Genomic DNA, 19,990 nt, shown 5'->3' on the forward strand with positions numbered 1-19,990 from the left:
CCCCGGGCGTTTTTGGGCCCCGCCCCCCACTGTTTTTTTTCAAATAAATTGGGGCGCTGGCATTAATATTGGGTGGCCCGGCCGCCACTTTTTGTTGTAACAGTTACTCGGCGGAAGTCGACTGCTCTGCGATCTGCTTGCGAACCTCGTCCATGTCGAGCGCCTTGACCTGAGTGATCAGATCCTCGAGCGCGGGGGCGGGCAGAGCGCCGGCCTGGTTGAACACGAGGACGCCTTCGCGGAAAGCCATGATCGTCGGGATGGAGCGGATGTTCGCCGCTGCTGCGATACCTTGCTCGGCCTCGGTGTCGACCTTCGCATGGACCACGTCGGAGTGCTTGTCCGCGGAAGCCTCGAAAGTGGGAGCGAACTGGCGGCACGGGCCGCACCACGAAGCCCAGAAGTCCACGAGCACGACATCGCTGCCGTTGATGGTTTCGTCGAAGTTTGCCTGGGTGAGTGTCTGGGTGGCCACGAGGGTCCTTTCCATAGTTCGGTGCGCTGTGAAGCAGCAGCTGTTGAGGTGTGCAACGCCGAGGAATCGCCAATTCTTCCCTGCTGCGCCGACCGGACTGCGCACGAGGCCGCGTGGACGGGGCCGAAGTACCCGGTCAGGTACCTACGTCTACCTTTCTGAAGAGTCTTGTTAGTGCATCTACCTGCATAAATGCATATTTGTCTGGGGTTGAACGAACTCGTAGGTCTGGAGATCTGCACCAAATTTGCGGCTCCGGGTGACGCGCGGCACATAAATTACGTGGTACCAGGCGGAAAACCGAAACAGGTATGCCATGGGCAGTTCAGCGGAAGTCAGGAGCGCGAACCGCCGACAGAGTTGTGGGCATCGCCGCAACCCGATCGGGCAGCGGGACATCCTGAAGGGAAATCCACAAGCTCATGGCTGTACGCACAACCTCTCGAACCAACGCCGCTCTGACCCGCATTCTTCGAAGCGCCATCATTATCGGTGCACTCACCGCAGGAGCCTTTGCCTCGACTACCGCCGGCGCGAGTGCTCAACCGCTGGCGGCTCCGTCTCAGTCGACGCACGTTCAGCAGGTTGCGTTCTACTCGTCAGCCGGATCGCAGGCGGTGAGCGCGGCGGAGTCGAAGGTCGGGGCACCGTACGTGTGGGGCGCGACCGGACCTAGCTCGTTCGACTGCTCCGGATTGGTTCAGTGGGCATACGCGCAGGCCGGAGTGTCCATTCCCCGGACGACCTACGCACAGGAAGCCGGTGGTGTCCCCGTATCTCGAGGAGACCTGCAGCCGGGTGACCTGGTGCTCTACTACGGCGGCGACCACGTTGGCATCTACGCCGGCAACGGCACGGTAGTGCACGCGCCGACGTCCGGACAGTCGGTCACGTACGCGCCGGTCGACTCGATGCCTTTCCACGCCGCACGCCGGTACTGATCCAACGCCCCACAACGTCGCGAGGTGCAGAGAGTGATGGACAGTCGAACTACAGATATTCGATGCCTGACAATTCTGCACTGCGATGGGTGCGGAAGGTTGTCCGCACCACTGACGCAGTCCTGCCCTGAATGTGGCTGTCGGTTTCTCCACTCGGTTCCGTGCTGCGGCACAGGCACCATCGTCTCCTGGCGATATGTGCAAGGAGAGAATTGCGGGTCAGCATCTGCGCGGATTCCGATCATCGCGATTGTCGAGTTGGATGAAGGTCCGTGGTTGTACACGCTGATCGATTCTGTCCGGCACGCGATGCCTGACAAGCAGTCGCGAGTCGAGTTTCGGTGCAAGGAGCCGGGCGATCGGTTTCCCCACTTCAGCCTCACGTGACGTTTCGTGCCTGTTCGACAACCCATCCGGCGATCTGAGCACGCGAGCTGAACCCGAGCTTGGTCAGAATATGTTCGACGTGTCCCTGAGCAGTGCGAATCGAAATCACCAGTTTCGCGGCGATCGCTTTGTTCGTCAGCCCTTGGGCAACGAGGTCGGCGACTTCCGACTCGCGTTTGGTCAGGCTCGGTCCGATTTGGTTCGACGGAACAGTGACCGGTGGATTCTCGTCGAGCGCCAACGCCGTGGCCTCCGAGATCTTCAGCTTCGCGCCCTTCTTGAACTCGGTGTCGAATTTTCGAGCACCGAGCTGGAGTTTTGACACTCGTGCGCACTCCTCGTGATTGGCAGTCATGCCGAGAACACGGATCGCCGGAGTATCGATCTCGTCCAATAACGTCTGCACTGCGCCCATCAGCGCAGCGGCATGTCCGTAGCGCTTCGCGTCTGCCGCGATCCATGCCAGCACTTCCATGCACCATGCCGAACCGAACGGATCGTCCACGAGCCGAGCCAGTGTCAGCCCCTTCTTCAGCTGCGATTCCGCTCGCGCTTGGTTACCGTCGGACCACAATGCGAGCCCGAGATTCCAGCACGAACGTCCCCGGTACACGATCTCGCCCAGCGGTTCGGTGATCGAGAGCGACTCCTCGTAGCACTCGATGGCCCGGCTGGTGTCGCCAATTTGGTGGTAGGCCAGGCCGAGATGGTTCAGTGCCCAGACATGTCTCAGCAGGTTGTCCTCGGGGCGGAACACTTCGAATGCATGTGAGATGTCCGTGACTGCCTGCTTCGGGTTGCCGCTGAAGAGGGCAAGAACACCGCAGGCGTACGACGCGAGCGCATCCGCGTCCGGACTTCCCAGTGACTCCGCGCTCGCGCGCGCTTCCTCGGCAAGAGCAGCGCCCGCCTCGGTGTCGCCTTGGATGGATGCAAGCCGACAGTCAGCGTAGAGCGCTTCCAATCGGGCGACCGTCGGTGTCTCGGAGTCGCAGGCAAGGATTCGGTCGAACCAGTGTCGAGCTTCGCTGAACAGCCCTCGGGAGAACCAGAACGGAAAAATTGCCACGGCCATCCGAAGCCCAGCCTCCGTATGGTCTACGCCTGATTCCGAGATGCACAGCTCCATGGCCTCGTGCAGATTCGGCTGTTCCCGCCCCAACCGATCGATCCAGTCCAGTTGATTGGGTCCGATCCACTCGGCTGCTGCCCGTAATGCCAACTGCTCGAACCACTCTCGATGTCGACGTTGTAATTGTCCGGCTTCGCCGCATTCTTTCAATTTCTCCGCGCCGTACTCTCGCAGGGTCTCGAGGAATCGATACCGAACCACGGACGTCGGCTCCTCTCGAATGAGGATCGACTTGTCGATCAGCGATACAAGCACGTCCAGCACATCGGCCGATGTCAACTCGTCAGCGCAGATTCCCTCCACAGCATCCAACTCGAAGCCGCCGGTGAACACGGACAGCCGGGCCCACAGCTTCTGTTCGAGCGGGGTGCATAATTCGTAACTCCAGTCCATACACAACTGAAGGGTTTGCTGGCGCGTCGGAGCCGTGCGGTTGCCTCCGGTCAGAAGCCGGTACCTGTCAGTGAGATGCTCGAGAATCTGAGTGGTGGACATCGAACGCAATCGGGCCGCCGCCAACTCGATGGGAAGTGGAAGCCCGTCGAGTTGATGGCAGATCTGCGTCACCGAGGCCCTGTTGTCCTCGGTGATCGCGAAGGTCGGAAGCACAGCGCATGCACGTTCGATGAACAACGTCACCGCGTCGTATCCCGACAATCCCTGCAGGGAGGGTGTTTGATCGTGATCCGGGACGGTCAGTGGTGACAGTCGGAGCACGCTCTCCCCGCCGATTCCGAGTGGTTCGCGGCTCGTGGCCAGGATTCGCAGCTCCGGGCAGGTCTGCAATAACGCTTGTGCCAGTGCAGCAATAGCATCGAGCATCTGCTCACAATTGTCGAGCACCAACAACGTTCGATGTGGACGCAGGTGCTCGACCAACGTCTGCTGTACCGGTCGGGCGGAGAGGTTCCGTAGCCCGAGGGAGGCGGTCACTGTTTCGGCCACCAGGGGCTCGTCTCGGATCTCGCCCAGTTCGACCAACCAGACTCCGTCGGGAAATGCTTGCCGGCAACTTCTCGCAACTTGCAGCGCAAGTCTGGTTTTACCGACACCGCCGACCCCGGCCAGTGTCACCAGCCTGTTGGCGGCCAGCGCCTTCTTCGTTTCGGTCAACTCGCGGCGACGCCCGACGAAACTGGTCAGATCGAGCGGTAGGTTCCCCATGTCGTCTCGGCCACGCGTCGAGGCGTTTCCGGACACGGGGTCGGTTCCACGTGGTGGCGCGAAACTGGTGCGAGGCTTCGAGCTGTTCGAATTCGGGTCACCGAGTTCGGGACTCAATGCCATCTCGTCCAATGACCATCCGCGACGGCGTTGAGTTTGCCTGAGTTCCTCGCCGAATTCTGCGGCAGATGTGGGTCTGTCACCGGGATACACGGCCATCGCGTGTTCGAGGACTACACGTAAGTCGTGGGGGAGGTCGGGTTCGGTGGCGACGTCCGGAACCTGTCTGCCGGAAATGGCTGCGAGCAAGGTCGCGCCGAGGCTGTAAATGTCAGCAGCGGCATCCGACTGATCTCCGCGCAGGATCTCCGGAGCCGTGAACGCCGGCGAACCGGTGACGATGCCCTTGGCGGTTTCGAAGGCGTCGACCACGTGTACCCGCGGCCGGTCGTTGCGATAGCCGTTCACGTGAGCAATGCCGAAATCGGCAAGTTCAGGTTCGCCGTAGTCGCTCAGAAGCACGTTGGCCGGCTTCACGTCCCGATGGAGGATCCCCGCGCGGTGCGCAGTTTCCAACGCGCCCGCGACCTTGATTCCCAGGCGACATGCCGCCTCGCATTCGAACCGGCCATGGGCGTGGATCCACGCTGCCATCGAACCTTGAAGGTGGTACGGCATCACAATGTACGGCCGACCGCTGCTGGTCGCGCCCACCGACAGGACATTGAGAATATTCGGGTGCCCGGTCAATCGGCCCATCGCACGCTGTTCACGAAGGAATCGGGCGAGATTCTCGCTGTCGAATTCGCCGGTCAACACCTTGACGGCCACGACGCGGTCCAGAGCGGGCTGGGAACAACGGAATACCACACCGAATCCGCCGCGGCCGATCTCGCGGGCATCTGCGAATCCGGCCACCGTCAGTTCCGCGGTGACCAGGTCAGCCCGTACCGGGCCGTCGTGCTGTGTTACTTCGCCGAGCTGCGTCGGCGGTGGATGATTCTCGATCATCAGTTACTTCGATCCGGTGCACTTGCTTTCGGTGTGTAAACGTCACCGAGAAAGCCTCGAGCGGACCGCAGCGCGGTCGCTTGAACATGCACACGTCACTTCTCGGCGAGTATCTACAGGGTAACTCTGCGCGCGAATTGTGGGGAAAATCACGCCAGGGATTCGGGCTGTGTGACAGCCCGGAATGTTCGCCGGTAAGCCTGTGGTGTCGTGCACCGCAGCCGGAGAAAGTGTTGGCGAAGGACTGCGCCACCGCCGAAACCCACCCGCTCGGCTATGACGTCGATGGGCAGATCACTGTTTTCGAGTAATTGCTGCGCCGCGAGGACGCGTTGATCGCTGAGCCAGCGAGCCGGGGTTGCACCTGTTTCTGATTGGAAACGGCGGGCGAAGGTTCGAGGCGACATGTTGGCGCGCGCCGCCACCCGCGTCACTGTGAGGTTCTCGGCAAGGTGTGCCGTCATCCAGTCGAGTAACGGACTCAGCGTTGTATCGGGAACTGTGGCAAGGGGACTGGCGACGTACTGGGCTTGTCCACCGTCGCGGTGTGGCGGAACAACCATGCGTCTGGCGATCCCGTTCGCGACGCGACTGCCCTGTTCTTTCCGGACAATATGCAGACACAGGTCGATGCCCGCAGCTGTTCCGGCACTCGTGAAAACAGGATCCTCGTCGACGTACAACACGTCTGGATCGACCTTGGCGTCCGGATAGGCGTCGGCCAATCGCTTGGCGTGGCGCCAATGGGTGGTGCACCGCTTTCCGTCGAGTAAGCCTGCCGCTCCCAATATGAAGGCGCCGGTACACAGACTTGCCACCTTCGCGCCGCGGCTCACCGCGTCCTGGAGTTTGAGAAGGAGCGGATCGGCGCTCGAATCGGGGCGCGGGGCGCACATGTAGTCGTCGTCTGCGGCGTAGGTCCCGCCGGCCGACACGATGATCAGATCCGCGTCGTCGAGAGCGTCCAGGTTGTACGGAACGTCGATGCCGTATCCGAACCGGGTTCGGATCGGTCCTGGAACAGCTGCGACCAACGAGAAATCGTACGTCGGCAAGTTCTCGTCCGAGCGATCGAATCCGAACACCTCGCAGGCCACCCCGAGTTCGAAAGCCTCCGTCATCGGCATCAGTGGGACCACCACTTTTTCGAGCATGTGTCGAGTCTGACAGAAAAATGACGTCGTGGCAGAAAATCGTTCAAGTATGGCATTTCTGCCACTATTGCTGCATGTACTACTGCGTCAAGCTTTGTACATGGCAATCATCATCGTCAGTCTGATCGTCCTCGTCACCCTCAACGTCCTGGCTCTGACCGGGCGCACTCCCGACACTCGCCGCGACGTGAGCCCCCACGGCGAATTCACCTTGTGAGGGCGAGCCTGCTCTTCCAGTACGTCGCCGCGTCGATGGTGTGGGGCGCAAGCTTCCTCTTCATGAAGATCGGCCTCGAAGGATTGTCCTTCACTCAAGTTGTCCTGTGGCGCTTGGTTTTCGGTGCACTGGCGTTGGTGATCGTTTCGGCGATCAATCGGATCGGATTGCCGCAGGATCGTCGAATCTGGAAGCACATGTCCTTTCTGGCGGCGATGCAATGTGTAGCTCCGTGGCTGTTGTTCAGTTGGGCCGAGCAGAGCATGTCGTCGGGGCTCGCCAGCATATACAACGCCACGACACCGCTCATGACGATGGCGGCGTCCCTCGCATTCCTGCCCGGGGAGAGCTTGACCAGATTCAAAGCCACAGGCCTCATGCTCGGGTTCTTCGGTGTTCTGATTGTGCTGTCCCCGTGGAACATCGGAGTTGGTGGAAGCGTCAGCGCGCAGATCGCCTGTCTTGGAGCTACCGCGTCGTATGGCGTCTCGTTTGTCTACCTCCGTCGCTTCGTCCTTCCGCTCGGTGTTGATACCCGCACCATCGCGTCGCTGCAGATCAGCATCGGGGCATTGTTCATGGTGCTCGCGTCGCCGGTCATCGCGAACACACCGATGCACCTGACACCGGCAATCATCGGGTCGATGATCGCTCTCGGCGCATTCGGAACAGGATTGGCATTTATCTGGAACACCAACGTCGTGCAGGGGTGGGGTCCGACAGCGGCCTCGACTGTCACCTATCTCAGCCCAGTCGTCGGCGTTGCGCTCGGCGGGCTAGTGCTCGGCGAGAGCATCGGCTGGAATCAACCACTCGGGGCGTTGATCGTGATCGCGGGAATCCTGGTCACCAGGCGGGCAACTCGATCGCTCACGCCGGCGGTGTCAGTGACCACTCCAATTTCTGTTCGCCGTCCCACCGTCTGATCGGACCGCAATCGCCGGCGATCACGTCCTTGCTCAGTAGGGAGATCGCGCCGCCCAGTTGATCCGGCTCGATCCGCCGAGCCAACGTCACATGTGGCGTCCACGTACCCGGTTCGATGTGCCCGGGAATGCCACTGGACCCGGCTGCGGCGTCGAAGACATCACGGTGAAGTCGCAGGAGAGCTCTCGACGGGATGACAGAACGTGCCAATACGAACTGCCTGCCGCCGAACACGATGTAACCACCCAATCTGATTTCGAAGGGTGGTAGCGAGAACCGTCTGGTCAGGACCTCGTCGACCTCAGGCGGAATCGCGCGCGCGACAAACAACGTGATGTGCGGTCGATTGCTCTCGCGCACCATTTTTCCCTGACTCGGTAGACCTGCGTCAGCGAGCGCAGACCACTGACCGCGTATCGCCGACTCACTCGACTCGCCGAGTAACAACTCCACCGACTGGACCATGATGGGTAATGATTGCCCGATGACAGGTACGAGTGCAATCGGATCATCGGGCCTGCGGCTGGGACTCATGCGCGGCGACGGAATCGGTCAGGACATAGTCCCGGCCACTCGGGAGATCGTGGACGGCGCAATGTCCTCGGTTCACGCCCAACCCGTGGAGTGGGTGGAACTGCCGCTCGGCTTCGAAGCCATCGACAGTCACGGGACACCGATTCCCGACGAGACACTCACCGCACTCGAGCAGCTACCCGGATGGATCCTCGGACCACATGACAGCGCGTCGTACCCGAGCGAGTTTCGTGGACAGCTGACGCCCGGCGGTGTGATCCGAAAGAAGTTCGAACTCTTTGCGAACATCCGTCCGGCCGCTGTTCTGAGCGGAGTGAAGGCGACCGTTCCGGGCATGGACTTGGTGATCGTCCGCGAGAACACCGAGGGGCTGTACGCAGACCGCAACATGGCTGTCGGTAGCGGTGAATTCATGCCGACGCCGGACCTCGCACTCTCGGTTGGCGTTTTCACGCGCGCAGCGTGCGAGCGAATAGCCCGAACGGCGTTCGCTCTGGCGACGCGTCGACGCAATCACGTCACCATCGTCCACAAAGCGAATGTCCTCACCCTCACCACCGGGCTTTTCCGCGATGCCTGCCGCACTGTGGCCGCCGATTTCCCTCATGTCGTTGTCGACGACGAACATGTCGATGCCATGGCCGCACTTCTGGTTCGGCGAGGTGGAGAATTCGATGTCGTAGTCACCGAGAACATGTTCGGCGACATCCTGTCAGACCTGGCAGGAGAGTTGGCCGGCTCGCTCGGGACAGCGCCGTCGATCAATGTCTCGGACACTCGAGTCATGGCGCAGGCTGCGCACGGAGCGGCGCCGGACATAGCGGGCAAGAACCGAGCCAACCCCACAGCCATGTTTCTCTCGAGTGCGATGATGCTGGACTGGCTGGCAGATGTCCGTCGCGAACCTGTGTTGTCGGCTGCGGCGAGTCGAATCAGAAATGCGGTGAACGCCACTATTTCCTCGGGAATCGCGACCGCTGACCTTGGCGGCCTTGCGTCCACCAGCGAATTCGCCGAAGTGGTGTACGCGCATACACTTCGTCGCTGATTCTTGTATCGCACGGGTGGGGAAGGAGTTCGGAATCGTTAGTCGAGGAAGTCCTGCCGTACCCTACCGTTCTACTGAATTTCGAATGAGCGTTGCTCGATGCGGCGATCGACGAGTGGAGAGCAGAGTCGTGGTCGGTGAAAACGCGCGAGCAAGAGTGTTTCGTCGCGGGGGAGTACGCATACATCTCGTTCGGCTCCTGTTGGTCGGCGTGATTGTCGCGCTCTGCGGGGGATGTGTGGTCAACGACGAAGGTCTTGTGCCGGAAGGTCCTCCACTCACGGTGCAGAAGGTGCCTGAGATTGCGGCGCTGTTGCCACCGAAGGTCGCTGAAACCGGCAAGCTCCAGATCGGGGTGAACATTCCCTACGCGCCCAACGAATTCAAGGACGCGGACGGCAACATCGTCGGATTCGACGTCGACTTGATGAAAGCTGTTGCGGCAGTGCTCGGAGTCGAGGCGGTCTTCAACCAAGCGGACTTCGACAAGATCATTCCCGCAATCCAATCGGGGAGCTACGACATGGGAATGTCGTCGTTCACCGATTCCAAGGAGCGCGAGAAGACGGTCGACTTCGTGACCTACTACAGCGCAGGCATTCAATGGGCGCAGCGCCCGGACAATCCTGTCGATCCGAACAATGCGTGTGGGCTGCGGGTCGCGGTTCAAACCACGACAACCGAGGACATCGACGAAGTGCCTGCAAAGAGCGAGGCATGTGTTGCCGCAGGCAAACCGCCGATCGAGAAGGTCAAGTACGACAGCCAGGACGACGCGGCGAATGCGCTCATCCTCGGCCGAGTCGACGCACTGTCCGCGGACTCGCCGGTCACCGGCTACGCGATCAAGCGCAGCAAGGGCCGAATGGAAGCGGCGGGTGAGCCCTTCGATTCGGCACCGTACGGTTGGCCGATCGTCAAGGGCTCGGAGCTGGGTCCCGCACTTCAGCAGGCCATGCAGTACCTGATCGACAACGGCGTCTATCAACAGATCGCTCAGACGTGGAGCGTCGAGGCCGGCGTCATCGAAGTATCCAAGATCAACGGCGCGGAGAGCTGATGAACATGACAACAACCGAGAGTGGCGATCCGGCGCCGATCAAGGCGATCCCACTGCGCAGACCTGGTCGCTGGATCGCTGCGATCGTCGTAGTGGTGTTGTTCGGACTGTTCGTCTACGGGGCGGCGACCAACGACGCGTTCGGATGGGGGACCTACGGTCGGTATCTGTTCGACTCGCGAATCAGCGCGGCCGCATGGAAGACCATCCAACTGACAGTGCTGTCGATGGTGATCGCGATAGTCCTTGGCGTGATTTTGGCTGTGATGAGGTTGTCACCCAACCCTGTCCTCAGGACAGCCGCTTGGGGGTATCTCTGGATTTTTCGTGGCACGCCCGTCTACGTCCAATTGGTGTTCTGGGGGCTGTTTCCGTCGATCTACAAGAGCCTCGATCTCGGTATCCCGTTTGTGCATCAGTTCGTGCACATCGATCTACAGGGAATCCAGGCGGCGTTCCTTTTTGCCGTCATCGGGTTGGCATTGAACGAGGCTGCCTACATGGCGGAAATCGTCCGAGCCGGAGTGAGTTCGGTCAACGAGGGACAGACCGAAGCATCCATCGCGTTGGGCATGACGTGGAGCCAGACCATGCGCCGAACGGTTCTCCCACAGGCAATGCGCGTGATTATCCCGCCGACGGGCAACGAGTTGATCAGCATGCTCAAGACGACGTCGCTGGTGTCCGCAGTTCCGTACAGCTTGGAGTTGTACGGTCGGGCCAGAGATATTTCGGGTGCAAACTTCGAGCCGATTCCATTGCTCATGGTTGCGGCAACCTGGTACCTCGCGATCACCAGCCTGCTGATGATCGGCCAGTTCTACGTCGAGCGGTACTACTCGAAGGGTGCCACGCGAGCACTGACCACACGCCAGCTTCAGGCGCTTGCCGATGCACAAGGCAACGCGACGGTAGTGGAGACACTCCCGGACACTCCCGGAGGAGAACGCAAATGACACCGATGGTCAAGGCAGATCGAGTATGCAAGAACTTCGGCGCACTCCAGGTCCTCAAAGGCGTGTCACTCGAAATCGATCGTGGGCAGGTGCTCTGCCTGGTCGGTCCGTCCGGGTCGGGCAAGTCGACTTTCTTGCGCTGCATCAACCACCTCGAACAGGTCAATGCCGGACGCCTGTATGTCGACGGCGACCTCGTCGGTTACTCGGAGAAGAACGGCAAGCTTTACGAACTGCACCCACGGGCGGCGGCGAAGCAACGTCAGGACATCGGCATGGTGTTCCAGCACTTCAACTTGTTCCCGCACCGAACTGCGTTGGAAAACATCATCGAAGCGCCCACCCAGGTGAAGCGCGTCAGCAAGAAGAAGGCAATCGAGCGGGCAAAGGATCTGCTCGATCAGGTCGGTTTGAGCGCCAAGGCAAACGCATACCCCGCCCAGTTGTCCGGTGGACAGCAACAGCGCGTTGCCATCGCGCGGGCACTCGCGATGGACCCGAAACTGATGCTCTTCGACGAGCCGACGTCGGCTCTCGATCCGGAACTTGTCGGTGAAGTTCTGACAGTCATGAAACAACTCGCCAAAGACGGAATGACGATGGTCGTCGTCACTCACGAGATGGGCTTCGCCCGTGAGGTTGCCGATCAGCTGGTGTTCATGGACGGCGGAGTTGTCGTCGAATCCGGTGAGCCGCGACAACTTCTGGCCAACCCGCAGCAGGATCGCACCAAGGCATTCCTGTCGAATCTGCTGTAGCTCTCAGGGTTTGACGGCGCTGAATATCGCGGTGCCCGGAAAGAGCTGGCCGCGTAGGGGACTCCACTGTCCCCACTCGCGGTCCAGCCACTCCGGCCACTCCGGTTCGATGATGTCGTGAACCTGCAAGCCGGCCGCCACTAATTCGCGGACGCGGTCGCCGATCGTGCGGTGGTGCTCGACGTAGGTGGGCACGCCGTTGTCGTCGACCTCGACGTAGGGCGTTCGGTCGAAGTAGGGGAGTGTCGCGGTCAGTCCCTTGGGACCTGGATCGTCGGGGAAGATCCAGCGAATCGGATGGTTGACCGCGAACACCCACTTGCCGCCCGGCCGTAGAACTCGCGCTACTTCGTTCATCACTTGCTGCGAATCGGCCACGAACGGAACGGCTCCGAAAGCGGAGCAGACGATGTCGAAGCTCGCGTCGGCAAACGGCAGCAATTCGGCGCTCGCCTGGATCAGCGGTACGCGTGGTCCGCCGGCAGTCATAGCGTCGACTCCGCGCGAGAGCATGCCCATCGAAATGTCGAGTCCGACGGCCCGGGCGCCGTGACCGGCCAGCCACCGGGCGCAGGGTGCGGAGCCGCACCCTACTTCGAGGATGTCCTTGTCGACGATGTCGCCGAGCAGGTGGTGATCGCCTTCGTGTAGACCCTCGGGGCACCACACGAATTCACCGTCTGCGCTGTTCACGCCCAGAAACTCGCCATGAGTGCGGTGGTAGTCCTCGGCGTCTGCGTCCCACCACGCGCGGCTGGCGCGGTCGCTCGCATCGGAGTCGACCCGGGCCCTGCCGACTCCGCTGGTCCCGAGAATGGAATTGGCGGCAGCGTGGCGATCGTCAGACATGTCGAACAGACTAGAGCGCTACCAGCGGCGACAGGGTACCCGGGTTTGCCCGCTCGCACCGCCGACGCGTAGTCTTACCCACGCGAGTGTCTGTCATTCAGTCGAATATCTGTACTAGGCCTTTACCGAGGCCTTGGATCGGCGTGAACGAGAGATCTTGTGGTGCACCGTTCGGGTGCGGAATGTGTTTCGGTTTCCGGTTGTTAGTTTCTGTGCAACTGGGTACTGCATTCCGGTACCTACAATGTTGCATCTCGTCCGACAAAATCCATCAACCGACCACAACTCGTCCGGAGCAATTCAACATATGCCCTCCACAACCGTCACCTCGCCGCAGGTTGCCATTAACGACATTGGCTCTGCCGAGGACTTCCTCGCCGCCATCGACGCAACGATCAAGTACTTCAACGATGGCGACATCGTCGAAGGCACCATCGTCAAGGTCGACCGCGACGAGGTTCTGCTCGACATCGGTTACAAGACCGAAGGTGTCATCCCTTCTCGTGAGCTCTCCATCAAGCACGACGTCGACCCCAACGAGGTCGTCTCCGTGGGAGATGCGGTCGAGGCTCTCGTCCTCACCAAGGAGGACAAAGAAGGTCGACTGATCCTGTCGAAGAAGCGTGCTCAGTACGAGCGTGCCTGGGGCACCATCGAGGAGCTCAAGGAGAAGGACGAGGCCGTCAAGGGCACCGTCATCGAGGTCGTCAAGGGCGGCCTCATCCTTGACATCGGCCTTCGTGGCTTCCTCCCCGCCTCGCTCGTCGAAATGCGTCGTGTCCGCGACCTCCAGCCGTACGTCGGCAAGGAGATCGAGGCCAAGATCATCGAGCTCGACAAGAACCGCAACAACGTGGTCCTGTCGCGCCGTGCATGGCTCGAGCAGACTCAGTCCGAGGTTCGCAGCGAATTCCTGCACCAGCTCCAGAAGGGCCAGGTCCGCAAGGGCGTCGTGTCCTCCATCGTCAACTTCGGTGCATTCGTGGACCTGGGCGGCGTAGACGGTCTGGTTCACGTTTCCGAGCTGTCTTGGAAGCACATCGATCACCCGTCCGAGGTTGTCGAGGTCGGCACCGAGGTCACCGTCGAGGTTCTCGACGTCGACCTGGACCGCGAGCGCGTCTCCCTGTCGCTCAAGGCAACGCAGGAAGATCCGTGGCGTCAGTTCGCCCGCACGCACGCCATCGGCCAGATCGTGCCCGGCAAGGTCACGAAGCTGGTTCCGTTCGGTGCATTCGTGCGCGTCGAAGAGGGAATCGAAGGCCTCGTTCACATCTCGGAGCTGGCTGAGCGCCACGTCGAGGTTCCGGACCAGGTTGTCGGCGTCGGCGACGATGCACTCGTCAAGGTCATCGACATCGACCTCGAGCGTCGTCGTATCTCGCTGTCGCTGAAGCAGGCCAACGAGGATTACAACGCCGAGTTCGATCCGTCCAAGTACGGCATGGCCGACTCGTACGACGAGCAGGGCAACTACATCTTCCCCGAGGGCTTCGATCCCGAGACCAACGAATGGCTCGAGGGCTTCGACAAGCAGCGCGAAGAGTGGGAGAACCGCTACGCCGAGGCTGAGCGTCGTCACAAGATGCACACCGTTCAGATGGAGAAGACCGCTGCAGACGAGGCCGCTGAAGCTGCCACCGCTGCTGCCGGCTACTCCTCGGAGACGGCTTCTGCAGACGACGAAGAGGCTCCGGCCTCTGCAGGCTCCGCTCCGGCAGAGTCCGCTGGTGGATCGCTTGCAAGCGATGCACAGCTCGCCGCACTTCGCGAGAAGCTGTCGGGCAACGCATAAGGATTACTGCTTGATCTGATCAAGCGAGATCTGTGAAAGAACCCCGCGCCTGCGCAAGCAGGAGCGGGGTTCTTTTGTTGTGTGGCACAAGTATTGGCGTCACGCCGGTTGTCGCATGGGAGGAAATGCGACAGCCACCAGTCTGGCGACTGGTGGCTGTCGGATGAAAGCTGCGGTGCTGCTAGGTCAAGCGGTGGTGGCCGGAGCCGGAACCCAGTACGTCGCGGTGGCTTCGGCTGTGCGCTTGCGCATCGACGCGAAGCTGTGACGGCCCTGGCTCACGAGAACGGTGAACCACGTTCGCCGGTGTTCGGCCAATGCAAAGGCAACCTCGGGAAATTCGATACAGTGCACGCCGTTCGGCATTCCGAGGCGATGCTGACCAAGATGGTCACGATCTGCTCGCATGGCGTCCACTTTCTCGAGAAGGTGCAGGGCGTTCGCTAGAACTTAACCACACGGATTGCCTTTATTGTGGTATTTGCGTCTCGAGTTGTGTGGCGTGTTCAATTTCAGGACTCGAATCTCGTGCCGTGAGCATAGGTGAGAGACTGTCCGTTGTGTTGAGAGTTGGCCTCACTGGAGGCATCGGAGCCGGCAAGTCGACTGTGTCGAAAATCCTCACCGAACTGGGAGCAGTGATCGTTGATGCCGATCTGATCGCCCGAGAGGTCGTAGAACCCGGTACTCCGGGGTTGGCTGCGTTGGCGCAGGCGTTCGGTGACGGCATCATCGCGCCGGACGGCACCCTCGATCGACCCGCGCTTGCGGCGTTGGCGTTTGCCGACGACGCTTCCCGTGGCACTCTCAATTCGATCCTGCATCCGTTGATCGGCCATCGTACGGCCGAAGCCATTGATGCTGCGCCAGCGAATTCTGTTCTGGTGCAGGACATCCCGCTGCTTGTCGAAGCTGGAATGGCTCCGGCGTTCAATATGGTTGTCATCGTGTACGTCGACGCCGAAGAACGCGTCCGGCGGTTGGTCGAGTCACGTGGGATGCGCGAGAGCGATGCCAGGGCGCGAATCGCGGCGCAGGCCACCGACGATCAGCGCCGTCCCGTTGCGGACGTCTGGCTCGACAACAGCGGTGATCCAGGAGCCCTGGACGCTGTGGTCCGTGAACTGTGGGCAGGTCGAATCGCACCGTTCGAGGAGAATCTGCGCACCGGAACAGCGGTTCGTGTACTTCCTGAGCTGAGCCCCGCGGATCCGCAGTGGCCGGTGCAAGCAACTCGCCTGATCAACCGGTTGGCGCTGCTGTGTGGTGATCGAGCCACGCGTATCGATCACATCGGTTCCACTGCCGTACCGGGACTCGACGCGAAGGACGTGATCGATCTTCAGATCACTGTCGAACACATCGGGATTGCGGACGACTTGGCCGCTGACCTTGCAACTGGTGGTTTTCCGCGTCTCGAGAACATCGTCGCGGACGATCCGAAACCTGCCTATGTCGGGGGTGAAACCGATCCGAGCGTGTGGGCGAAGCGGATTCATGCCGGCGCAGATCCGGGTCGGCCGGTGAACATCCATATTCGTGTCGACGGTTGGCCGGGCCAGCAATTTGCCGTGTTGTTCCGTGACTGGCTGCAGGCGGATGACGACGCCCGTGCGGAGTATGCCGCGTTGAAGGTCCGGGCCGCGGAGCACGCGTCCGGAATAGATGATTACGACAAGGCGATGGATGCGTACCTCGCAGTCAAGACACCCTGGTTCGACGCGGCGTTCCACCGTGCGTGGGAATGGGCAGACAAGTCGGGTTGGACGGCCTGACGCCTACCGCCAGGTGATCGGCATGCCCAACGACGACAGCCACGCGCCGAGATCGTGACCGTGGGCGGCAATGCCGTCGATGGTGCGGGCAGCGGTCAGCATGGCCTGTTCGGACGTCTGGGCGTCGAGTATTCCGGATGCGTGCGCTTCCAGGAGTTCGTCGACGTCGAGTAGTTCGGTGCTGCGGCCGGTCTGCACAATCAGATCGAGATAGTGGTCTTCGGATCTCCATGCGTGCTCACCGCGCGTGAATGTGCCGATGTCGATGTAGTGATCCTGGTCCCGTTCGTGCCCCGGCGTGAAGTGGAAGATCGACGCTCGGATTCCGAGGTCGGGAAGTATCCACGACTCCAGGTAGTGGAATTGTGGATGGTCTGCGTGTCGGCCCATGTACAGGCCCCATGGCTCTTCGCGGTAGGTTTCGACCTGGCGAACGAAGCCCTTGGGGTCGATGTTGGTTCGGGCCTCTAGGTCGAAAGTTTCGACTTTGGGCGGGTGAATGTGAATACGTGCTTCGCTCATGTTGCAAGAACCTACCGCTGCGACGAGCTTGTGCCCACGCATGATGTCGGTGGGTGCGCATACCCTGGTTTCATGGCGTTTGCTTCCGAACATCCAGTCGTCGCACATTCCGAGTTTCGTCCGGTCAGCGACATCGAGCGCTCTGACGGCCGCTTCGAGGTCGTCAGTGAATACGAGCCTGCCGGCGATCAGCCCGCTGCCATTGCCGAGCTCGAGAAACGGCTCAACGAGGGCGAGAAGGACATAGTCCTGCTTGGTGCCACCGGCACCGGCAAATCTGCGACGACCGCCTGGCTGATCGAGCGCGTGCAGCGGCCGACGCTGGTGATGGCACCGAACAAGACCTTGGCTGCTCAGTTGGCCAACGAGCTTCGCGAGATGTTGCCGAACAACTCGGTTGAATACTTCGTCTCGTATTACGACTACTACCAGCCTGAGGCATATATCGCTCAGACGGATACGTATATCGAGAAAGACTCGTCGGTCAACGACGACGTCGAACGCCTGCGTCACTCCGCGACGTCGAGCCTGCTCTCGCGACGGGACGTTGTTGTGGTCGCGTCCGTGTCGTGCATCTACGGTCTCGGTACACCGCAGTCTTACCTCGATCGCTCCATCTCGCTCGAAGTGGGCGTCGAGGTTCCGCGTGATGCGTTTCTGCGCCTCCTGGTCGACGTGCAGTACAACCGCAACGATGTTGCGTTCACCCGTGGTTCGTTCCGCGTCCGGGGTGACACGGTTGAAATCATCCCGTCGTACGAGGAGTTGGCGGTTCGGATCGAGTTCTTCGGCGACGAGATCGAGGCGCTGTACTACCTTCATCCGCTCACCGGCGACATCGTCCGGAAAGTGGATACCGTTCGGATCTTCCCCGCGACCCACTATGTTGCCGGGCCCGAGCGTCTCGAGCGTGCGGTCAAGGACATCGAGGCTGAACTCGAACAACGACTCGAAGAGTTGGAGGGCAAGGGCAAACTGCTCGAGGCGCAGCGGCTACGGATGCGAACGCAGTACGACTTGGAGATGATCAAACAGGTCGGATTCTGCTCCGGAATCGAGAACTATTCACGGCACATCGACGGCCGTGGACCTGGCACCGCGCCGGCTACGCTGATCGACTACTTCCCCGAGGATTTCCTGCTGGTCATCGACGAGTCACATGTGACCGTTCCACAGATCGGCGCCATGTACGAGGGTGACATGTCGCGTAAGCGCAACCTGGTGGAGTTCGGTTTCCGCCTGCCGTCGGCGACGGATAACCGGCCGCTGACGTGGGAAGAATTCAGTCAGCGCATCGGTCAGACCGTCTACCTGTCGGCAACGCCAGGCAAGTACGAGTTGGGGCAAGCCGGCGGTGAGTTCGTCGAGCAGGTGATTCGTCCGACAGGTCTCGTCGATCCCGAGGTGATCGTCAAGCCGACCAAGGGGCAGATCGACGACCTGGTTCACGAGATCCGGGAACGCGCGACAAAGGACGAGCGAGTCCTTGTCACGACATTGACCAAGAAGATGTCGGAAGATCTCACCGATTATCTGCTCGAACTCGGAATTCGGGTTCGCTATCTGCACTCCGACATCGACACGTTACGTCGCGTCGAACTGCTGCGGCAGTTGCGACTGGGGGAGTACGACGTCCTGGTCGGTATCAACCTTCTGCGTGAGGGCCTCGACCTTCCCGAGGTGTCGCTGGTTGCGATTCTCGATGCCGACAAGGAGGGCTTCCTGAGGAGTTCCACCAGTCTTATCCAGACCATCGGCCGTGCTGCTCGTAACGTGTCCGGCCAGGTTCACATGTACGCGGACAAGATCACTGCGTCCATGGCCCAGGCAATCGAAGAGACCGAGCGTCGCCGTGAGAAGCAGGTCGAATACAACAAGAAGATGGGGGTTGATCCGCAGCCTCTCCGCAAGAAGATCGCCGACATCCTCGATCAGGTCTACGAGGAAGCCGAGGACACCGCTGCGTCCGTCGACATCGGTGGTTCCGGACGTAACGCGACGCGTGGCCGTCGAGCGCAGGGCGAAGCAGGCCGCGCGGTCAGTGCAGGAGTGTACGAAGGCCGCGACACCAAATCGATGCCCCGGGCCGAATTGGCAGACCTGGTCAAGGAACTCACAGATCAGATGATGAATGCCGCCCGGGACTTGCAGTTCGAGTTGGCCGGTCGTTTGCGTGACGAAATCTCGGATCTCAAGAAGGAGCTTCGAGGCATGGACGCGGCCGGTTTGAAGTAGATCGGTGGGATGTGTGTGAATCGGGAACGCCCGCTACGGTTCACATATGGATGCACAGACTGCCGGCAAGACCGGCCGTACTCTCGAACTTCTCCATTCGTTGGCTTACTTCGTTCCGGAGACGGAAAAGGAATTGGTTGCGCTTGGGCTCGAGCCGGGCCGGATGGTGTACTTCGCGGGTCGCGCTGCGCCCTTGGGTACTCCACCCGCCACCGTCGTGACGTCGGCGTTCTACAACTTCAACCCGGAGTTGGTCGCCAGCGTGATTCCGCGCGCGTGGGACCTCGCGAAACCATCGGAGATTGTTGCTGCGCGCTACCGCGCCATCGACGCCGCGTACGTTCGTCTCCTCGGTGAAGAGGTGACGTCGTCACAGGACATGGCTGAAGCTGCCGAGTTGGTTTCTATTGCGGCACGGAACATCCCCGGCGTCGAGGGACGTCCGCTGTACGCCGGTTGGGCTTCCGTCGAGTGGCCGACCGTGCCGCACCTCGCGTTCTGGCACGCACTGACTTTGCTGCGGGAGTACCGCGGTGACGGACACATCGCCGCACTGCAGACTGCCGGACTGAACGGGTTGGAAGCCTTGATCACCCACACCGCCACGGGTATCGGATTCCAGCAGAAGTTTGCTCAGAGTCGTCGCGGGTGGTCTGCCGAGCAGTGGGCGCAAGGTGTCCAGGATCTTCAGGATCGAGAGTTGCTCGATCGTAAGTCGGGAGCACTGACCGAGGACGGGCAGGAACTGCGCGACGTCGTGGAGGACTTGACGGACGATCTGGCTTTGGCGCCGTGGGACGCCTTGGGCGAATCCGGAGCAGACAGGCTTCTCGAACTGGCAGCGCCGTGGCGTGCTGCACTTACTGAACAGGACGTGTTTCCCGCAGCGCTTTTCGGTCCGCGATTCGGAAACCTGCGCTGATCCGGAATTCAGTGTAATTTTTTTGATGTGACTGCAGATCACATTCACTGCGGTCTTGTGGTGTGTATGGCAATTGGCACTATCGCTGCGCTCTGCCCGCTAATGTCAGCAGCGCTGACTTTCCCGTA

At 60.9% G+C, this 19,990-nt stretch carries 18 protein-coding genes; 11 read left to right on the forward strand and 7 right to left on the reverse strand.

The window, feature by feature from the left end; genetic code table 11:
• Window positions 1–103: 103 nt before the first annotated feature.
• Entirely contained in the window at window positions 104–475 is a 372-nt protein-coding gene (trxA, locus tag R4P64_RS09450) for a thioredoxin (RefSeq protein ID WP_317820448.1), read from the reverse strand.
• Between the two features lie 422 nt (window positions 476–897).
• Between trxA and R4P64_RS09455 the strand changes: the two genes are divergently transcribed.
• Complete coding sequence (locus tag R4P64_RS09455) at window positions 898–1,416, forward strand: C40 family peptidase (RefSeq protein ID WP_051730183.1); 519 nt, start codon at window positions 898–900, stop codon at window positions 1,414–1,416.
• A 379-nt stretch (window positions 1,417–1,795) separates the two neighbouring features.
• Here the strand turns inward: R4P64_RS09455 and R4P64_RS09460 are convergent, their stop codons facing one another.
• Together R4P64_RS09460 and R4P64_RS09465 are read right to left on the reverse strand one after the other, a co-directional pair.
• Window positions 1,796–5,110 (reverse strand): protein kinase domain-containing protein, encoded by a 3,315-nt coding sequence (locus R4P64_RS09460; protein WP_317820449.1) that lies wholly within the window; start codon window positions 5,108–5,110, stop codon window positions 1,796–1,798.
• A 149-nt stretch (window positions 5,111–5,259) separates the two neighbouring features.
• Entirely contained in the window at window positions 5,260–6,264 is a 1,005-nt protein-coding gene (locus R4P64_RS09465) for a helix-turn-helix domain-containing protein (RefSeq protein ID WP_317820451.1), read from the reverse strand.
• Window positions 6,265–6,313: 49 nt separating this feature from the next.
• Here R4P64_RS09465 and R4P64_RS09470 point away from each other — a divergent pair, with 49 nt between their 5' ends.
• Complete coding sequence (locus R4P64_RS09470; RefSeq protein WP_196246688.1) at window positions 6,314–6,481, forward strand: hypothetical protein; 168 nt, start codon at window positions 6,314–6,316, stop codon at window positions 6,479–6,481.
• Window positions 6,478–7,407 carry a DMT family transporter gene (locus R4P64_RS09475; RefSeq protein ID WP_317820454.1) on the forward strand — a complete coding sequence of 310 codons (930 nt, stop codon included), beginning with the start codon at window positions 6,478–6,480 and terminating at the stop codon, window positions 7,405–7,407. Before R4P64_RS09470 ends, R4P64_RS09475 begins: the two co-directional genes overlap by 4 nt.
• Here R4P64_RS09475 and R4P64_RS09480 read toward each other — a convergent pair.
• A complete protein-coding gene (locus R4P64_RS09480; RefSeq protein ID WP_033230829.1) occupies window positions 7,352–7,873 on the reverse strand; it encodes a 2'-5' RNA ligase family protein in 522 nt (173 codons plus the stop codon). The genes R4P64_RS09475 and R4P64_RS09480 overlap by 56 nt on opposite strands.
• 19 nt (window positions 7,874–7,892) lie before the next feature.
• Between R4P64_RS09480 and R4P64_RS09485 the strand changes: the two genes are divergently transcribed.
• The 4 genes from R4P64_RS09485 to R4P64_RS09500 all read left to right on the forward strand — a co-directional run bounded on the left by R4P64_RS09485 (window position 7,893) and on the right by R4P64_RS09500 (window position 11,764).
• Window positions 7,893–8,990, forward strand: a complete 1,098-nt coding sequence (locus R4P64_RS09485; protein ID WP_317820456.1) for an isocitrate/isopropylmalate dehydrogenase family protein — start codon at window positions 7,893–7,895, stop codon at window positions 8,988–8,990.
• 85 nt (window positions 8,991–9,075) lie between these two features.
• The gene (locus R4P64_RS09490; protein WP_242484549.1) at window positions 9,076–10,050 is read left to right on the forward strand and encodes an ABC transporter substrate-binding protein; all 975 of its coding nucleotides are present in this window, start codon (window positions 9,076–9,078) and stop codon (window positions 10,048–10,050) included.
• Complete coding sequence (locus R4P64_RS09495; protein ID WP_084702999.1) at window positions 10,050–11,006, forward strand: amino acid ABC transporter permease; 957 nt, start codon at window positions 10,050–10,052, stop codon at window positions 11,004–11,006. The genes R4P64_RS09490 and R4P64_RS09495 overlap by 1 nt, the downstream gene beginning before the upstream one ends.
• Window positions 11,003–11,764: an amino acid ABC transporter ATP-binding protein gene (locus tag R4P64_RS09500; protein ID WP_033230826.1), complete on the forward strand. Its 762-nt coding sequence runs from the start codon at window positions 11,003–11,005 to the stop codon at window positions 11,762–11,764. The genes R4P64_RS09495 and R4P64_RS09500 overlap by 4 nt, the downstream gene beginning before the upstream one ends.
• A gap of 3 nt (window positions 11,765–11,767) precedes the next feature.
• Here the strand turns inward: R4P64_RS09500 and R4P64_RS09505 are convergent, their stop codons facing one another.
• Window positions 11,768–12,613 carry a class I SAM-dependent methyltransferase gene (locus R4P64_RS09505; RefSeq protein ID WP_033230825.1) on the reverse strand — a complete coding sequence of 282 codons (846 nt, stop codon included), beginning with the start codon at window positions 12,611–12,613 and terminating at the stop codon, window positions 11,768–11,770.
• A 307-nt stretch (window positions 12,614–12,920) separates the two neighbouring features.
• On the opposite strand from R4P64_RS09505, the gene rpsA reads away from it, so the two are divergent.
• Complete coding sequence (gene rpsA, locus R4P64_RS09510) at window positions 12,921–14,408, forward strand: 30S ribosomal protein S1 (RefSeq protein WP_033230824.1); 1,488 nt, start codon at window positions 12,921–12,923, stop codon at window positions 14,406–14,408.
• Window positions 14,409–14,594: 186 nt separating this feature from the next.
• On the opposite strand, the gene R4P64_RS09515 is transcribed toward rpsA, so the two are convergent.
• Window positions 14,595–14,816, reverse strand: a complete 222-nt coding sequence (locus tag R4P64_RS09515) for a hypothetical protein (RefSeq protein ID WP_033230823.1) — start codon at window positions 14,814–14,816, stop codon at window positions 14,595–14,597.
• A gap of 152 nt (window positions 14,817–14,968) precedes the next feature.
• Between R4P64_RS09515 and coaE the strand changes: the two genes are divergently transcribed.
• A complete protein-coding gene (gene coaE / locus R4P64_RS09520) occupies window positions 14,969–16,183 on the forward strand; it encodes a dephospho-CoA kinase (RefSeq protein ID WP_317820553.1) in 1,215 nt (404 codons plus the stop codon).
• Window positions 16,184–16,186: 3 nt separating this feature from the next.
• Here the strand turns inward: coaE and R4P64_RS09525 are convergent, their stop codons facing one another.
• A complete protein-coding gene (locus R4P64_RS09525; protein ID WP_045071025.1) occupies window positions 16,187–16,705 on the reverse strand; it encodes a DUF402 domain-containing protein in 519 nt (172 codons plus the stop codon).
• Between the two features lie 72 nt (window positions 16,706–16,777).
• On the opposite strand from R4P64_RS09525, the gene uvrB reads away from it, so the two are divergent.
• Both uvrB and R4P64_RS09535 read left to right on the forward strand, forming a co-directional pair.
• Window positions 16,778–18,940: an excinuclease ABC subunit UvrB gene (gene uvrB / locus R4P64_RS09530; protein WP_317820462.1), complete on the forward strand. Its 2,163-nt coding sequence runs from the start codon at window positions 16,778–16,780 to the stop codon at window positions 18,938–18,940.
• A 46-nt stretch (window positions 18,941–18,986) separates the two neighbouring features.
• Complete coding sequence (locus R4P64_RS09535; RefSeq protein WP_045070036.1) at window positions 18,987–19,862, forward strand: SCO6745 family protein; 876 nt, start codon at window positions 18,987–18,989, stop codon at window positions 19,860–19,862.
• Window positions 19,863–19,990: the final 128 nt, after the last annotated feature.

Source organism: Rhodococcus sp. IEGM 1366, from assembly GCF_033142425.1.
In the GTDB taxonomy this organism is placed as follows: domain Bacteria; phylum Actinomycetota; class Actinomycetes; order Mycobacteriales; family Mycobacteriaceae; genus Rhodococcus_F; species Rhodococcus_F globerula.

Coding starts and splice junctions, on each gene's coding strand:
- R4P64_RS09455 (WP_051730183.1), top strand. CDS start 898: ATGGCTGTACGCACAACCTCTCGAACCAACGCCGCTCTGACCCGCATT.
- R4P64_RS09460 (WP_317820449.1), bottom strand. CDS start 5,110: ATGATCGAGAATCATCCACCGCCGACGCAGCTCGGCGAAGTAACACAG.
- R4P64_RS09465 (WP_317820451.1), bottom strand. CDS start 6,264: ATGCTCGAAAAAGTGGTGGTCCCACTGATGCCGATGACGGAGGCTTTC.
- R4P64_RS09470 (WP_196246688.1), top strand. CDS start 6,314: ATGGCATTTCTGCCACTATTGCTGCATGTACTACTGCGTCAAGCTTTG.
- R4P64_RS09480 (WP_033230829.1), bottom strand. CDS start 7,873: ATGGTCCAGTCGGTGGAGTTGTTACTCGGCGAGTCGAGTGAGTCGGCG.
- R4P64_RS09485 (WP_317820456.1), top strand. CDS start 7,893: ATGACAGGTACGAGTGCAATCGGATCATCGGGCCTGCGGCTGGGACTC.
- R4P64_RS09490 (WP_242484549.1), top strand. CDS start 9,076: ATGAGCGTTGCTCGATGCGGCGATCGACGAGTGGAGAGCAGAGTCGTG.
- R4P64_RS09495 (WP_084702999.1), top strand. CDS start 10,050: ATGAACATGACAACAACCGAGAGTGGCGATCCGGCGCCGATCAAGGCG.
- R4P64_RS09500 (WP_033230826.1), top strand. CDS start 11,003: ATGACACCGATGGTCAAGGCAGATCGAGTATGCAAGAACTTCGGCGCA.
- R4P64_RS09505 (WP_033230825.1), bottom strand. CDS start 12,613: ATGTCTGACGATCGCCACGCTGCCGCCAATTCCATTCTCGGGACCAGC.
- rpsA (WP_033230824.1), top strand. CDS start 12,921: ATGCCCTCCACAACCGTCACCTCGCCGCAGGTTGCCATTAACGACATT.
- R4P64_RS09515 (WP_033230823.1), bottom strand. CDS start 14,816: ATGCGAGCAGATCGTGACCATCTTGGTCAGCATCGCCTCGGAATGCCG.
- R4P64_RS09525 (WP_045071025.1), bottom strand. CDS start 16,705: ATGAGCGAAGCACGTATTCACATTCACCCGCCCAAAGTCGAAACTTTC.
- uvrB (WP_317820462.1), top strand. CDS start 16,778: ATGGCGTTTGCTTCCGAACATCCAGTCGTCGCACATTCCGAGTTTCGT.
- R4P64_RS09535 (WP_045070036.1), top strand. CDS start 18,987: ATGGATGCACAGACTGCCGGCAAGACCGGCCGTACTCTCGAACTTCTC.